The sequence below is a fragment of the Sulfitobacter sp. M13 genome, from assembly GCF_053474885.1.
Window position 1 is genome coordinate 2,539,786 of sequence record NZ_CM130281.1, and the last position, 16,392, is coordinate 2,556,177.

The window sequence follows — 16,392 nt, forward strand, 5'->3', positions numbered from 1 at the left end:
CGCTGCTGGAGGGTCAAGATCAGTTCCTTTTCAAGGGTCCTGCCTTGTCCTCTAGCAGCGCTTCATGACAGGCGCGTTACAGCCGCCCTATTCTGCCGCGCGCGACGTTTGCGTGCCCCCTGACCGGATCACCGCCAGCAGTTCCTCGCGGCGCTTGGCGGCCTTGGACTCATTCGCCTGCTTTACCGGGCCAAAGCCGCGGATTTGCAGGGGGAGTTCGGCCAGAGCGACAATCGCGTCATGCGTCGCTTCGGTCAGCTGGGGCAATACGTCCTTCATGTCGGCTTCATACTGGGTGATCAAGGACCGTTCCATCCGGCGTTCTTCGGTGCGGCCAAAAGGATCAAACGGCGTGCCGCGCAGGAACTTCATGCGCGACAGCAGCTTGAACGGTCCCTCCATCCATGCGCCAAAGGTCCGTTTCATCGGGCGGCCATCAGCGCCGGTTTTCGACATGATGGGCGGTGCGAGGTTAAAGGTCATCTTGGGGTCACCGTCAAACGCCTCTGCCACTTTGGCACGGGTGGATTTCAACAGGCGTGCGACCTCGTATTCGTCCTTGTAAGACAAGAGCTTGTGATAGCCCAACGCCATGGCCTCCTTCAGGCGGTCATCCGTGATCTCGTCCACCATTGCGCCATAGCGTTTCGCCAAACCCTTGCCCTGATAGGCCGTCAGGTGGTCTTTCCGGAAGGCGATTTTTTCGTCCAAGGTTTTTGGCAGCGCGACGACATTTGGCGTCATTACACGCTTGGCGTCTTCGGGGTGCAACACCGCCCAACGGCCAATTTCGAACGCACGCAGGTTTCGTTCAACCGCCGCGCCGTTCAGCGTGATCGCCTGTTGCAAACTATCAAGCGAGAGCGGGATCAACCCTTGCTGCCACGCCGCGCCAAAGATCATCATGTTTGAATAGATCGAATCCCCCAGCGTTGCCTTGGCCAAATCGGACGCATCAAACAGCGCCACATCATCTTTCAACCGCGCCTCTAGTGCGAGGGTCAGCCGGTCATAGGGCATCTGGAATTCAGTATCGCGGGTAAATTCCCCCGTGATGATCTGGTGCGAGTTCACAACCGCCCCCGTCCGCCCAGCGCGCGTCAGGCCAAGTGTCTTTGTGCCGGCAGAGACAACAAGGTCCCCCCCGATCAACGCATCCGCCTCGCCCGTTGCCACGCGAATGGCGCTGATGTCTTCGGGTCGGTTCGCAATACGGCAATGGATGTGCACGGCCCCGCCCTTTTGGGCCAGCCCCGCCATTTCCATCATCCCAGCGCCCTTGCCGTCAATCTGTGCCGCTTGCGCCAGCACAGCGCCGATCGTTACGACCCCGGTACCACCGACTCCGGTGATCACCACGTTATGCGTCCCGTTGATGGCAGGCAGCTTTGGCATGGGCAGGTCGGGGATTTTGACCTCGGTTGTAGGGTCCTTACGGATCTTGGCCCCTTCAAGTGTCACGAACGACGGGCAAAAGCCATTCACGCAAGAAAAATCCTTGTTGCATGACGATTGATCAATCGCCCGCTTGCGTCCCAGTTCGGTTTCTTCGGGCACGATAGAGACGCAGTTCGACTGCACACCACAGTCCCCACAGCCTTCGCAGACATCCGTGTTGATGAACACGCGCTTGTCGGGATCGGGGAACAGCCCCCGCTTGCGTCGACGACGTTTTTCGGCGGCACAGGTCTGGATATAGACGATTGCGCTGACGCCCTTAAGCTTTGCGAAGTTCTCTTGCACGGTTTGTAGATCGGCACGCTCGTACATGGGCACGTCGCCAAAGGCCTTTTGATCCACATCCTCTTTTTCGTCATAGACCACAGCGATATTCTTGACGCCCATGGCCTTGATCTCTGCCACGATACGCGGCGCGTCCAGATCGCCTTCGTTATGCTGGCCACCTGTCATCGCAACAGCATCGTTGTACAGGATCTTGTAGGTAATGTTCGTCTTGGCCGCGATGGCCGCACGGATCGCCAGATTGCCCGAGTGGTTGTATGTCCCGTCCCCGAGGTTCTGGAACACATGCTCGCGCGTTGAGAACTTGGACTCACCGATCCAGTTCGCCCCTTCGCCCCCCATATGGGTAAAGCCCGTCGTCTCGCGGTCCATCCATTGCACCATATAGTGGCAACCGATCCCGGCATAGGCGCGGCTCCCTTCTGGGAGCTTGGTTGATGAGTTATGTGGACAGCCTGAACAGAAGTACGGCACACGCGCGGCAATGTCTTCGGCGTTATCGGCACGTCGTGCGGTATCCAGCGCTTCCATACCGGCCTTGATGCCATCGGTATTCCGGCCTTCCTCGATAAAGATGCCCCCCAGCTTTTCGGCGATCCAGATCGGGTCCAGCGCGCCACGGGTGGGGAACAGCTCTTCGCCATGCTCCATCCCGGCACCACCGCCTTTGTGCCAGCCATAGACCCGACGATGCGTATCCGAGAACAAGGCCTCTTTGATCTGCACTTCGATCAGCTTGCGCTTTTCTTCGACGACAATGACCAGATCAAGCCCTTCAGCCCAGGAATGGAAGCCCTTCATATCCAGTGGGAAAGTCTGACCGATCTTGTAGAGTGTGAGGCCCAGACGCTCGGCTTCGTTTTCGTCGATGTTGAGCAGGCTCATAGCGTGGATCACATCCAGCCAGTTCTTACCCGCAGCCACGATGCCGATTTTGGCCCCGCGCTTGCCCCACATGCGTTTGTCCATCTTGTTGGCATGGCTGAACGCTTCGGCGGCATATCGTTTATAGTCAATCATCCGCGCCTCTTGCAGGTGCGGCGTATCTTGCAGACGAATATTGAGCCCCCCGTCGGGCATATCAAACTGCGGCGTGACCAGCTTCATCCTATTCGGGTCGCCATTCACCACCGATGTTGCCTCTACGGTATCTTTCATCGTCTTGAGACCGACCCATAGCCCGCTAAACCGACTTAGCGCCCATCCATAAATACCGTAATCAAGGATCTCTTGCACACCGGCAGGGCTGACAACGGGCATATAGGCATCCACCATCGCCCACTCGGACTGGTGCAACACGGTAGAGGATTCACCCGTGTGGTCATCCCCCATAGCCATCAGCACACCACCATGTGTGGACGAGCCTGCCATATTGGCATGGCGCATCACATCACCGGAACGGTCCACCCCCGGGCCTTTACCGTACCACAGGCCAAAGACACCGTCGTACTTGCCTTCGCCGCGCAGCTCTGCCTGCTGACTGCCCCAAAGGGCGGTAGCGGCAAGATCTTCGTTCAGGCCCGGCTCGAACACGACGTTATGCGCGGTCAGCGACTTGGCGGCGCGCTCCATCTGCAAGTCCACGGCCCCCAAGGGCGACCCGCGGTATCCGGTCACATAGCCCGCGGTGTTTAGACCTGCGGTTTTGTCCCTTGCGGCCTGCATCATCATCATGCGCACCAACGCTTGTGTGCCGTTCAGCAACACTGGCGATTTCTCAAGGTCATACCGGTCAGTTAGTGAAATTTTTTGCGTACCCATAGCGCGTCCTCCCCTACGTGCAATCAATAGCTATGGCTTCACACTAGGTCACAAAAGCTGACCTGTCTAGCGTTGTGTCCGCCCCAATATAACAATGCACCGGACGCGCGCCCTTGATCTTTTGCACACTGACCCGATCTATCCGTGATAAGATAAACGTATATGTCCCGATGCCCCCTGTCGGAGGGTTGTTTTTAAACCGTAATCCGCGCAAAGATGGCTGCTCTTGCGAACAGCGCGCACATCACAAAAGGTGGCCCTCATGGATTGGGACAAGCTCAGAATATTTCACGCCGTTGCGGATGCCGGCAGCTTGACCCATGCGGGGGACAAGCTGAACCTGTCGCAATCTGCGGTCAGCCGCCAGATCCGCGGGTTGGAAGAGCAGTTGAATACCAACCTGTTCCACCGCCATGCGCGCGGGCTGATCCTCACGGAACAAGGCGAGCTGCTGTTTGATGCCACAGTCGCCATGTCGAAACGGCTCGATACCGCTGCGGCGCGCATCCGCGACAGCGAAGAAGAGGTCTTTGGCGAACTGCGCGTCACCACGACAACCGGCTTTGGCACCTTATGGCTGGCACCTCGCCTGCCCAAGCTTTACGAAAAATACCCCGACCTCAAAGTCGACCTGATGCTGGAAGAGCGCGTGCTGGACCTTCCTATGCGTGAAGCCGATGTAGCCATCCGCATGAAAGAACCGTCGCAGGCCGATCTGGTGCGCAAAAAGCTGATGATGATCAAGATGTGCATGTACGCCTCACCCGCCTATCTCGAGGCGAACGGCACCCCGCAGCGGCTTGAAGATATGTCGGACCACCGCCTGATCTGCCAGAATACAGACAGCAACCAGGTGCACGCGGGCCTGAACCTGATCCAGCAGCTTATGATGCATGACGTGCGTTCGATGCTGACGGTAAACAACTACTTTGGTGTGCTCCAAGCGGTCATCAACAACCTCGGGATCGGGGTTCTGCCTGACTACCTGATCCAAGACTTCCCCGACCTCGTGCAGGTGCTCCCCGAGACCGAGTCGGCTGATGTACCTGTGTTCCTTGCCTACCCCGAAGAACTGCGCTCGTCCAAACGGGTCGCGGCGTTCAAGGATTTTGTCCAAGACGAGATCATCACCCACCGCAAACTGCTGCGTGAGAAGGAATCCCGCTAGCTATGCGAAAACCGCATATCGGGCATGTCATAGATTAACGATTCCAGCCTTGATCCACGCACTCGCGCCGCATAATTGGGCGGTATGAAGACGAGCGGCTCCGTGCCGCTTCTTCATACCTCCCTGTTGGACTCGGCCGAGCTTCGTGCTCGGCCTTTTTTTTGGCTGACGCTCTTCTCCCGCCTTAGGTCTTTTCCCCGCGCTGCGCTTGATCTAAGAGGTGTGGCATATTGCTAGGGGAAAACGCGCATCATGACCGAACCAGCCATCACGCAAGAACTGATTTCGAGCCACGGCATCAACGCCGATGAATATCAGCGTATTCTGGACATCATCGGGCGCGAACCCACATTTACCGAACTGGGCATCTTTTCGGCCATGTGGAACGAACACTGTTCCTACAAGTCGTCAAAGAAATGGCTGCGCACGCTGCCGACCGAGGGCCCTCAGGTGATCTGCGGACCGGGCGAAAACGCGGGTATCGTCGATATCGGCGACGGCCAGGCGCTGGTTTTCAAAATGGAAAGCCATAACCACCCGTCCTATATCGAACCCTACCAAGGGGCCGCGACTGGCGTGGGCGGCATCCTGCGGGATGTCTTCACCATGGGCGCGCGTCCTATTGCGGCGATGAATTCGCTTAGCTTTGGCTCGCCTGAGCATCGCAAGACCCGTCAACTGGTGCATGGCGTCGTTGCAGGCGTTGGCGGCTATGGTAACTGCTTTGGCGTTCCAACTGTGGGGGGCGAGGTTCGGTTTGACACCGCCTATGACGGCAACTGCCTTGTGAACGCTTTTGCTGCCGGTCTGGCCGACACAGACAAGATTTTCTACTCCGCCGCTTCCGGCGTCGGCATGCCTGTTGTGTATCTCGGCGCGAAAACCGGCCGCGATGGCGTCGGCGGCGCGACAATGGCTTCGGCTGAATTTGACGACACCATCGAAGACAAACGCCCCACCGTTCAGGTCGGCGACCCCTTTACCGAAAAGCGCCTGATGGAAGCCACGCTTGAGCTGATGGCGACCGGTGCTGTAATCTCCATTCAGGATATGGGTGCGGCGGGTCTGACCTGCTCTGCCGTGGAAATGGGCGACAAGGGCAACCTTGGTGTACGTCTGGACCTCGAAAAGGTCCCGACCCGCGAACATGCCATGACCGCCTATGAAATGATGCTGTCGGAATCCCAGGAACGTATGCTGATGGTCCTGCGCCCCGAACTCGAAGCCGAGGCGAAAGCCGTCTTTGACAAATGGGACCTCGACTTTGCTATCGTGGGCGAAACAATCGCCGAAGACCGTTTCTTGATCGTGCACAATGGCGAGGTCAAAGCCGACCTGCCGCTCAAGGCGCTGTCGGGCAACGCCCCCGAATATGACCGCCCCTACGTAGAGACACCCGCAGCCGAACCACTGTCGGATGTGCCGGGCATTGATCCCATCGACGGGCTGCACGCGCTGATCTCCAGCCCGAACTACGCATCCAAAGCGTGGGTCTATGAACAATATGATACGATGGTTATGGGCGACAGCGCCCGCACCCCGGGTCTGGGGTCGGGTATCGTGCGCATCCATGGCACAGACAAAGCCATAGCGTTCACCTCGGATGTGACGCCGCGCTACGTCAAGGCGAACCCTGTCGAGGGCGGCAAACAGGCCGTGGCCGAAGCCTACCGTAACCTTTGTGCCGTCGGGGCCCTGCCCCTTGCCACCACCGACAACCTGAACTTCGGCAACCCCGAAAAGCCCGAGATCATGGGCCAGTTCGTCGGCGCGCTGAAAGGCATCGGCGAGGCAGTTTCCGCGCTGGATATGCCCATCGTGTCGGGCAACGTATCGCTGTACAATGAAACCGACGGCAAAGGCATCCTGCCAACGCCCACCATCGGCGCAGTCGGCCTGCTGAAACACACAGACGAGATCATCGGCAAAGAGGTCCGTGACGGCCATGTCGCTTTGGTTCTGGGTGCCACCGAAGGGCACATCGGGCAATCTGCCCTGCTGCTCGAAGTCTTCAACCGTCGCGACGGCGATGCGCCCCATGTCGATCTGGCCTTAGAAAAAGCCCACGGTGAATTCATCCGTGCCAACCGCGCGCTGATCAAAGCCTGTACCGACCTGTCAGACGGTGGCCTCGCGCTTGCCGCGTTCGAGCTGGCCGAGGAAGCTGGCGTCGGGGTCACCCTGGATTCCGCCGATACACAGGTTCTGTTTGGCGAGGATCAGGCGCGCTACCTGATTGCGTGCAACTTCGACCAAGCCGAAGCCTTGATGGTCGCGGCCCAAAGCGCCGGTCTGCATCTCGAAAGCGTCGGGAAATTCGGCGGCGACCAAGTGAACTTTGGTGGTGTCAAAGCGCCGCTGGCAGATTTGTCGGCGACCTACCGCGGGGCCTTTGCAGCCACCTTTGCCTAAGCCCTAACGGTCGATCAGACCCATCAAACGCGTTTTCTCGCCCCTGTCATCGGGGCGGGAAATCACCTCTGCCAGCTCCTCGAGCGAGGCAATCGAATGGCCGGCGCGAAAACTGTCAACATAGGGCAGCATTGCGCGAATGCCCGCCGCCTTGGGCGCAAAACCGTCCCACCGCAACAACGGGTTCAACCAGATCAGCCGCCGCGCTGACAGGTGCAGGCGCTGCATCTGCCGCGCCAGATCGTCGGGCGCGTCGCGGTCCAACCCGTCAGTGATCAGCAGCACAACCGCACCCTGCCCCATGACCCGCCGCGACCAATCGCGGTTAAACGCCTCTATGCTTGCGCCTATACGGGTACCGCCTTCCCAATCCTGCGCCTGTGCCCCTGCCGCCTTCAGCGCGGCATCCACATCGCGGGTGGCCAGATGGCGCGTGATATTGGTCAACCGCGTCCCGAAGGTAAAGGCATGTACCTGCGCCCATCCCGCGCCCTTGGCATTGCTCACCGCATGCAGGAAATGCAGCACCATGCGGGAATACTGGCTCATCGAGCCGGATATATCGCAAAGCACCACCAGATTAGGATAGCGGGGGCGTGGGGTCTTAAATGCCAGCTTGTGCATCTCGCCGCCGCGCCGCAGAGCCGCCCGCAGGGTGCGCGCCGCGTCAATCCGCCCCCTCGGGGAAGTCATGGCGCGGCGCGAGGGCATGGGTTTAACCGGCAGGCTCAACCGCGCCAGCATCTTCTTGGCCTCAGCCACCTCGGCGAGGCTCATCAATTCAAAATCAAGACTGCGCAGACGTTCGCGCGAGGACATCGTGAGGCTCGCGTCGACCTTGATCTCTGTCTCGCGATCATCGTCGGGGCCGTCTTCTTCGCGTTCGGGCGCTTCGGCACCGTCCAGCAGGGCTTCGGCGGCACGTTTCTCGGCGGCTTGAGCAGGGCGGTCTTCCTGTACGCCACGGATCGCCGGCAACATCGCCGCCATCATATGTTCCAGATACCGCGGATCGCGCCAGTACAAACGAAAGAGCTGCGCAAAGATGATCCGGTGTTCGGGACGGTTCACGAAACAGGCGTGCAGCGTCCAGTAGAAATCGATCTTGTCCGTGAACCCCGCCACTTCGACCGCGCGGATCGCGTCGATTACGCGCCCGGGGCCGATAGGCAGTCCGGCACGCCGCAGTGCACGGGCGAAATGCGTGATGTTGCCCGCAAGTTTCGGATTATCCGGCAGCTCTAATGGCAGATGTTCCATCAGGCAGTTGCCCACCGGGGGCTGTCAGCCCCCGGACCCCCGAGGATTTTTGTCCATTTGGAAGCAGTGGCGCGGCTCAACTGGATGGGTCCAGACTGGCTTTGGCTTGATCCAGAATCCGTTTCGCTTCAGAACCTTGCAACTTGGCGATGTCATCTTGGTATTTCAGAATAGCGCCGAGCGTGTCGGCGATGGTTTCGGGGCTCAGGTTGATCACATCCAGTGCAAGCAAGCATTTTGCCCAGTCGATTGTTTCGGCCACGCCGGGTTTCTTGAACAGATCTTCAGTGCGCAACTGCTGAACAAAGGCCACCACCTCGCGGCTGAGCGCGCTGGAGGCTTCGGGGGCGCGGGCGGCCAAAATCTCCATCTCGCGGGTGAAGTCTGGATAATCGACCCAGTGGTAAAGGCACCTGCGTTTAAGCGCATCATGCACCTCTCGCGTGCGATTAGACGTCAGGATCACGATTGGTGGTTCGGGGGCCTTGATCGTGCCAAGCTCGGGGATCGTGACCTGAAAATCGCTGAGCGCTTCAAGCAAGAATGCCTCAAAGGGGGCGTCCGTGCGGTCAAGCTCATCAATCAACAAGATCGGCGCACCCCGATCGTCTGGGCGCATCGCCTCGAGCAAGGGCCGTTCAATCAGGAAATCATCGCTGAACAATTCGGTGGTAAGCTGACGTCGCGACGTATCGCCCGTCGCCTCCGCCGTTCGGATGGCGACCATCTGTGCCGGAAAGTTCCATTCGTAGACGGCTGTCGAAGCATCCAGACCTTCGTAGCATTGCAGCCGGATCAGTTTGCGGTTCAGCGCAAGGGCAAGCGCTTTGGCGATCTCTGTCTTGCCGACGCCCGCTTCGCCTTCCAGAAATAGCGGGCGGCCTAACGTAAGGCTCAGGAAGACGACTGTCGCCAGCGGACGGCCGCAGACATAGCCCTGCCCCGCAAGCAGCTCTTGCACGGCATCAATCGAAGGGGGCAGTTGCATGGCGTTCTCCCGTTTTGGCTGGCACGAGTGGTGCATTCTGATCCGGCGCGGTCAAGGGCCAAGCGCGTCGGAGGCACGAGACTTTGCCTTGGATGCACCACACAATGTGCTATAAATATGCCTTAAATCTCCGCATTTTTGCCTTAATGCGCCGATACCTCATACCAAAGCCTAGGGTTCCTTGGCCCATTTACGATTGAGGACGTTTACCATGATCGATACCCCCTTCACGCTCGAGACATCATTTGCCGATTTTTCGAAAGATGCGTGGCTAGATGCTGTTGCCCAAGTCGCGCAAGACGACGGGTTCTACGAGGCGCTCGGACGCAAACATCATGCAATCTTTATGAAAAAGACGAAAACTCTGCTGGTCAGCTTTGAAACCATCAGCGGGATGCGCGCCCTGTCGTCATTGGCACACCCTTTGGGATGGGAAATGGTCCGCAGCGAAGACTGGTCGCATTTGTGCATCGCCTCCGAAGGGGATACGTGGTTTCGCGACGAAAATGTCTATGCGTTCTTTGACCGGTTGATAGACGACGGGTTCTTTGACGGGTTCGACCGGGTGATTTTCTACGGTGCGGGTCCGGGTGGCTATGCGGCGGCGGCCTATTCTGTTGCGGCCCCCGGCGCACGGGTTGTTGCCATTCAACCGCAAGCGACGCTGGATCCTAGTGTGGCCGAATGGGACGATCGTTTCATCGAGATGCGCCGTACAGATTTCACATCCCGTTTCGGCTATGCGCCCGAAATGCTAGATGCCGCCGAAGCAGCGTATGTTATTTATGATCCAGCAGTGCCCTTAGATGCGATGCACGCCAGCCTCTTTACCCGCCCCAATGTCACCAAATTGCGCATGCGGCGTATGGGATCAGCATTGCAATCCAAGCTGCTAGATCTGGATCAGTTCGAAGCCGTGCTGACCTTGGCCGCCGAGGACGGATTGAACGTCGAAAGCTTTGCGCGCTGCGCACGTGCGCGTCGCGATCACCGCCCCTATCTGCGCAGCCTACTGAACGCACTGGAGCAGGATCAGCGCGAAACTTTTATCCTGATGCTATGTCGCTGGGTAAACGAGCGCATCTCTGCCCCGCGTTTCGCACGGCGTCAAAAACAAATCGAGGCCGACATCGCGCTTAGAAACGCGTCGGCGGGCGACGCTGACGCGGATCAAGACAAGGCCGCCCAAAAGTCGGGATAACTGCGATAGAACCGCCGCAGGTGCCATCCCAAGACTAGCGCGCCCGCACGCCCTGTGCTAGCGGGGAGCCCATGACACAGACCCTCACGCTTCGACGTCCCGATGATTGGCACCTGCACCTGCGCGACGGCGCGATGCTGGATGCCGTATTGCCCTATACCGCCGCGCATTTTGCCCGTGCAATCATTATGCCAAATCTTGTGCCTCCGGTGGTGCGCGGTGCGGATGCCGCAGCCTACCGTGATCGCATCCTTGGCGCTCTGCCAGAAGGCGCGGATTTCACGCCATTGATGACGCTTTATCTGACCGAAGACACCGACCCTGATGATGTGGCTGCGGCCCATGCCAGCGGTCTGATCACTGCGGTCAAGCTTTACCCTGCCGGTGCAACGACCAACTCTGCCAGCGGCGTCGCAAATTTCGACAACGTCGCGCCCGTGCTTGAACGGATGGCCGAGATCGGCCTGCCCTTGTGCACCCACGGCGAGGTGACCGACCCCGAAATTGATATTTTCGACCGCGAGGCCGTGTTCATCGACCGCGTTCTGGACCCGATCCGCAGCCGCCACGCTGGGCTGAAAGTCGTGATGGAGCACATCACCACCGCCGACGCCGCCCAGTATGTGACCGAAAGTACAGGCAATCTGGCAGCAACCATCACCACGCACCACCTGGTGATCAATCGCAATCATATCCTCGCGGGCGGGATTAAGCCGCATTACTACTGCTTGCCTGTTGCCAAACGCGAGATCCACCGGCTTGCCTTGCGTGCTGCAGCGACATCCGGCGATGCGCGGTTCTTTCTGGGCACGGATTCCGCGCCCCACACGGACGAGAACAAGCTGCTGCCCTGTGGCTGCGCGGGCTGCTTTACCGCGCCAAACACAATGTCGATCCTCGCCGAGGTGTTCGAACAGGAAGACGCGCTGGAGCAGCTTGAACGCTTTACCTCGTTGAACGGGCCGGATTTTTACGGGCTGGCACCGAATGATACGACGATGACGCTGACCCGCACACCGGCGACTTATCCCGATCATATTGACACGCCTGAAGGGCCGGTCACCGTTTTTGATCCTCTGATGCCGTTGAACTGGTCCGTCAACTCTGATTGACCACCCCGCGATATAGACTTTTGCCGGCCCAGCTATGATGCGGGCCGGCAACCAACGACTGCCTTTGCCAAGGCCCCAAAAGGAACGCACGACATGATCCCTACCAGCTACCCCGACTCGACCGAAATGGCGCGCCTGACTGCGCGGATGTTGCTGGAGATCAAAGCGGTCCATTTCAACGCGGCAGAGCCTTTCACCCTTGCTTCGGGTCTGCCAAGCCCAACCTATATCGACTGCCGCAAGCTGATCAGCTATCCGCGTATCCGCGCCACCTTGATGGATTTCCTGACGGTGACGGTGATGCGCGAAGCCGGTTTCGAGGCGTTCGACAATATCGCGGGCGGTGAAACAGCGGGTATTCCTTTTGCCGCGATGGTGGCCGAACGCATGGCTCTGCCGATGACCTATGTGCGCAAAAAGCCCAAAGGCTATGGCCGCAACGCCCGGATCGAGGGTGAAATGACGGAAGGCCAACGGGTTTTGCTTGTCGAAGACCTGACAACCGACGGCGGGTCAAAGATCAGCTTTGTCGACGCGATTCGTGATACGGGTGCGACCTGTGCGCATACGGCGGTGATCTTTTACTACGGTATTTTCCCGCAAACCGAAAAGACCTTGGGCGATCACGGGGTTACGCTGCATAGCCTGTGCACCTGGTGGGACGTGCTGGCCGAAGCCAAAGCGCAGAACGCTTTTGACACCGAAACCCTGACCGAAGTCGAAGCCTTCCTGAATGCGCCCGAAGCCTGGCAAGATGCGCGGAAAAACCCCTAATAGGTCCACATGATATTGTGTCGCGTGGTGCAATGCCACGCGACATATGCTACGCTAGCCCAGAGATCAGGTTATCCACAGCTTATAAAGATTGCGGGATGACGGGCGGCTCGGGTAGACAAGCCTCGGGTCATTTATCAGTGGGACGACACGTAGCATGAACGAAATTTCAAGCATCGACGGCAACCAGCTTACGGTCAAAGCGGCAGAGACGATGCCGCATTCCATCGAAGCGGAACAGCAGTTGCTGGGTGCAATTCTGACGAACAACGATATCTATGATCGGGTGGCGTCGGTCATTGGCCCCAAACATTTCTATGACCCCGTCCACGCACGTATTTTCGAAGTCGCCGCCGCACGGATTGCAAAAAACAACCTCGCCTCTCCCGTGACGCTCAAGGCGTTCATGGAGGATGACGAAGGGCTGAAAGAACTGGGCGGGCCTGCCTATCTCGTGCGTCTTGCCGGTGCCGCGATCAGTGCCTTTGCGGTGCGTGACTATGCGCAGATGATCTATGATCTGGCGGTGCGCCGTGACCTGATCCAGCTGGGCCGCGACATTTCCGCCAAAGCAGCACAGGTCGATGTCGCATCAGAGCCGCGTGAACAAATCGTCGAGGCAGAACAAAAGCTCTATAAGCTGGCGGAACAAGGCCAGACCGAAAGCGGTTTTCAGAGCTTTCTAAAGGCCGTTACCGATGCGGTGAATGTTGCCAACGCCGCCTATCAACGGGATGGGGGCCTGTCTGGTGTCTCTACCGGTTTGATTGATATGGATAAAAAGCTGGGTGGCTTGCACCCGTCTGACCTTTTGATCCTTGCGGGTCGTCCGTCGATGGGGAAAACCTCGCTGGCGACGAACATCGCCTTTAACGTGGCCAAAGCTTATCGGCGCGGCACCTTGCATGACGGCACCGAAGGCGCTGTCGATGGCGGGGTTGTCGGGTTCTATAGCCTCGAGATGAGCGCCGAACAGCTGGCCGCACGGATCCTGTCCGAAGCAGCAGAGATCCCGTCGCAGCAGATCCGGTCCGGTGATATGACCGAAACCGAATTCCGGCGCTTTGTGGACGCCGCCAAGGCGCTCGAGGCCTGCCCGCTGTATATCGACGACACGCCTGCCCTGCCGATCAGCCAGCTGGCTGCCCGTGCGCGGCGGCTCAAGCGGACCCACGGGTTGGACGTGTTGATCATCGACTACCTTCAACTGGTCCGCGGGACAGGCAAAGGCGAAAACCGGGTGAACGAAATCTCGGAGATTACCATGGGCCTCAAGGCCATTGCCAAGGAGCTGCACATCCCCGTGATCGCGCTGTCTCAGCTGTCGCGTCAGGTGGAAAACCGCGAAGACAAACGCCCGCAGCTGTCGGATTTGCGTGAATCCGGGTCGATCGAACAGGATGCCGACGTCGTGATGTTCGTGTTCCGCGAGGAATACTACAAAGAACGCGAAAAGCCCGGGGATCACGAGCTGGACAAAATGGCGATCTGGCAAGAAGAGATGGAGCGTCTGCACGGTCGCGCCGAGGTTGTGATCGGCAAGCAGCGTCACGGACCGATTGGCACTGTCGACCTAAGCTTCGAAGGACGCTTCACCCGTTTTGGCAACCTCGTGAAACCTTGGCAAAGTGATAACGGCGGCGGCGATCAGGAATTCTAATCACCCCACACATCACATCACGCGCAGCGGTTTAGACGACTGCTGCGCGTGAGATCTCTGCCTCTGACAGGTTGTATTTCGCGGCAAAGCGGTCCCGTGCCGCGACCAGCCTTTGGTCATCGGGACGCATCCCCAACGTTCGAATGAATTCGATCCGTTGTTGATGCTTCAGCGCCTCTCGGTTGATTGATGTCCCCATCACGCGATCGATCACTTCCCCGCCGGGGCTGACGTGAAACCATTTACTGAAATCGCGGAAATGGTGCTGGTTGTGCAGCGTGGTCACGTACCGCTCTACCCGCGTTTTGGACACGTTCACATGTGCTGTCATGTGGAACCACTCATAGATCAAAAACGTCAGCACGCCGCCTACAGGCACCACTGCCACCGAAACCCACCCCGCCTGCGGCACCCCGATCAGCGCGAGCACACCCCAAAGCACGCCCCCGTTCACCACCAGCATCGGCAACGCTAACCAGATCGGAACGAAAAACAGCTTGGTGTTCGTCGGAAAATCATGGTGGCCGTAATGCGCCATATAAAGCAGGTCAAACGCCCACTGCGCCCTTGGGGGTGTCAGGTGGAAAACATAACGATGCAGATTGTACTCATTCAGCATCTGCGCCGCGACCCCCAACGGGACCAGCGCCCAGACCCACAACGACGCGAACAGCGCCAAGCCGATAAGCCCTGCCACGCATGCGACCGCCATCACCGCGACAGCCGCATGCGAGAACATGATACGCAGACGCATCATGCGCGTGCCTCCTTATTCAGGAGACATGGTTTCATAGCGCAACCCCTTGGCGGTGTCCTTGTCGAACCCCTTCCAATAGTTGTGGTCCTCTTTCGGGGTACCGTCCTCGTTCATCGACCAGACCCCGTCGTTCGAGTTTTCGACGAGATCAAGATAGCCGTCCATTTCGGCGTCGCCTTTCAGGTGCTGCCCCATCCAGACCGTGGCGAAATGCTGGGCAATATTGTTCATACGCGCCGTGTCCCAGACCGGATCAGTGTAGTGGCTCGAGACATTGAACCCCAGATCAGCGTCATCGCGGAAGGATTCTGCCGGTGCAGGCATGGGTGCCGCCGCATTGTGGCCGCCATTTTCAAAAGTCAGCAAGGCACGGTCGACGCTGCTTGCGTTCTCCCAAATTCCGCGCACCCCTTTTTCGTAGAGCGATACCATGTCTTCCGACCCTGCCATGAACAGCATCGGAATCTGTACGCCCTTCAGCCCTTCGGCGTCCCAAAAGCCTGTGTTCATACCCCAGGGGCCGATTGCAATCGCGGTCTTGATCCGCGGGTCAGGCAGGTTGGTATGCGTCTCTGATCCCGCCTGATGGATACCCAAGGTGCCGTGCGGTCCGCCCCAGCCATATCCGACCGAAGCTTCCGTCACGCCGCCGCCTGCAGTAATCACCGCGCCGTAGCCGCCCATCGAATAACCGATCAAACCGGTGTTATCCGCGTTCACCAATCCGTTCAGGAATGAACTTTCATCCTGCGACAGACGCGCCATTTCATCCAGAACGAACAGCTGGTCCAGCGACCGGTTCACCAATGTGGAACCAAAGGCAGCCTGCGTGCGATAGGTCGAATCCGTGTGGTCTATCGACGCCACAACATAGCCTTTCGACGCGATATTTTCCGCCAGATGCGACATCAGGAACCGGTTACCGGGATATCCGTGAGAGACGATGACCAACGGATAGGCGGCGTCAGGTTGGGCAGGATCCACGTCGCGCATGGCTTTGCCTTGCAGGGTGACTTCGGTCTTGCCATCGCGAATGAACGCCTTGATCGCGGTGTCGCCCGTGGCCCCCTCTGCTGCGGGGTACCAGACCTCGACGGTCAGGGGGCGGTCATAGCGTGGTAGGGTTTCGGGTTTATCAGCCGCCGGATCAATTGACAGAATATCGATCTGGTCCTTATGCACCAGATCAAGCTGGCGCACCCCGATGGCAGCGTCCCCGTAGGCCGCCATATCCGGTGCGTTCGGCATCTGTGTGTCGATCTGGTTCTCTGCCTGCGCCATGGGCGCGGCCATTGCTGTGATCACCGCCAAAGCAGTCCCCGTCGTCTTTGTTGCAATTCGCATGATGTTTCTCCCGTCCTATATCCGGCTGCTGATCGTAGCCTGTCTTTTGTCAGGCACAGGCTACCCCGTTCGCGGCACCATGCAAGCGTCATGCGAAGGTTTCGTTACGTTAGGGAAATCAGTTCGATAAACCGCAGGTGGTCCCCAGGAGGACGGATATTTGAACGCGACGGGTGCTGGTGGCTTGACCTTCGCGGGTATCCGGTCGAAAC

At 58.7% G+C, this 16,392-nt stretch carries 11 protein-coding genes; 6 read left to right on the forward strand and 5 right to left on the reverse strand.

Translation table 11 applies throughout. From position 1 onward, the window contains the following. Positions 1–87 precede the first annotated feature (87 nt). Positions 88–3,504 carry an indolepyruvate ferredoxin oxidoreductase family protein gene (locus ACVBAU_RS12220; RefSeq protein ID WP_448326618.1) on the reverse strand — a complete coding sequence of 1,139 codons (3,417 nt, stop codon included), beginning with the start codon at positions 3,502–3,504 and terminating at the stop codon, positions 88–90. 262 nt (positions 3,505–3,766) lie between these two features. Here ACVBAU_RS12220 and ACVBAU_RS12225 point away from each other — a divergent pair, with 262 nt between their 5' ends. Together ACVBAU_RS12225 and purL are read left to right on the forward strand one after the other, a co-directional pair. Further along, positions 3,767–4,672 (forward strand): LysR family transcriptional regulator, encoded by a 906-nt coding sequence (locus tag ACVBAU_RS12225; RefSeq protein ID WP_138923075.1) that lies wholly within the window; start codon positions 3,767–3,769, stop codon positions 4,670–4,672. Between the two features lie 252 nt (positions 4,673–4,924). After that, complete coding sequence (purL, locus tag ACVBAU_RS12230; RefSeq protein WP_138923074.1) at positions 4,925–7,084, forward strand: phosphoribosylformylglycinamidine synthase subunit PurL; 2,160 nt, start codon at positions 4,925–4,927, stop codon at positions 7,082–7,084. 3 nt (positions 7,085–7,087) lie between these two features. Here the strand turns inward: purL and ACVBAU_RS12235 are convergent, their stop codons facing one another. Together ACVBAU_RS12235 and ACVBAU_RS12240 are read right to left on the reverse strand one after the other, a co-directional pair. Then, positions 7,088–8,344, reverse strand: coding sequence for a vWA domain-containing protein (locus ACVBAU_RS12235; RefSeq protein ID WP_335744185.1), 1,257 nt, complete (start codon positions 8,342–8,344; stop codon positions 7,088–7,090). Between the two features lie 76 nt (positions 8,345–8,420). Then, positions 8,421–9,332: an AAA family ATPase gene (locus ACVBAU_RS12240; protein ID WP_138923072.1), complete on the reverse strand. Its 912-nt coding sequence runs from the start codon at positions 9,330–9,332 to the stop codon at positions 8,421–8,423. 211 nt (positions 9,333–9,543) lie between these two features. Here ACVBAU_RS12240 and ACVBAU_RS12245 point away from each other — a divergent pair, with 211 nt between their 5' ends. The 4 genes from ACVBAU_RS12245 (at position 9,544) to ACVBAU_RS12260 (ending at position 14,079) form a co-directional block, all read left to right on the forward strand. Beyond that, positions 9,544–10,533 (forward strand): phosphoadenosine phosphosulfate reductase, encoded by a 990-nt coding sequence (locus tag ACVBAU_RS12245; protein ID WP_138923071.1) that lies wholly within the window; start codon positions 9,544–9,546, stop codon positions 10,531–10,533. 71 nt (positions 10,534–10,604) lie between these two features. Then, positions 10,605–11,645 (forward strand): dihydroorotase, encoded by a 1,041-nt coding sequence (pyrC, locus tag ACVBAU_RS12250; RefSeq protein ID WP_448326622.1) that lies wholly within the window; start codon positions 10,605–10,607, stop codon positions 11,643–11,645. Positions 11,646–11,738: 93 nt separating this feature from the next. Continuing rightward, positions 11,739–12,419, forward strand: coding sequence for an orotate phosphoribosyltransferase (locus tag ACVBAU_RS12255; protein ID WP_138923069.1), 681 nt, complete (start codon positions 11,739–11,741; stop codon positions 12,417–12,419). A 157-nt stretch (positions 12,420–12,576) separates the two neighbouring features. Beyond that, a complete protein-coding gene (locus ACVBAU_RS12260; protein ID WP_138923068.1) occupies positions 12,577–14,079 on the forward strand; it encodes a replicative DNA helicase in 1,503 nt (500 codons plus the stop codon). 31 nt (positions 14,080–14,110) lie between these two features. Here the strand turns inward: ACVBAU_RS12260 and ACVBAU_RS12265 are convergent, their stop codons facing one another. Together ACVBAU_RS12265 and ACVBAU_RS12270 are read right to left on the reverse strand one after the other, a co-directional pair. Next, positions 14,111–14,836: a sterol desaturase family protein gene (locus ACVBAU_RS12265; protein ID WP_448326625.1), complete on the reverse strand. Its 726-nt coding sequence runs from the start codon at positions 14,834–14,836 to the stop codon at positions 14,111–14,113. A 12-nt stretch (positions 14,837–14,848) separates the two neighbouring features. Continuing rightward, positions 14,849–16,180: an alpha/beta hydrolase family protein gene (locus ACVBAU_RS12270; protein WP_448326627.1), complete on the reverse strand. Its 1,332-nt coding sequence runs from the start codon at positions 16,178–16,180 to the stop codon at positions 14,849–14,851. Positions 16,181–16,392 lie beyond the last annotated feature (212 nt).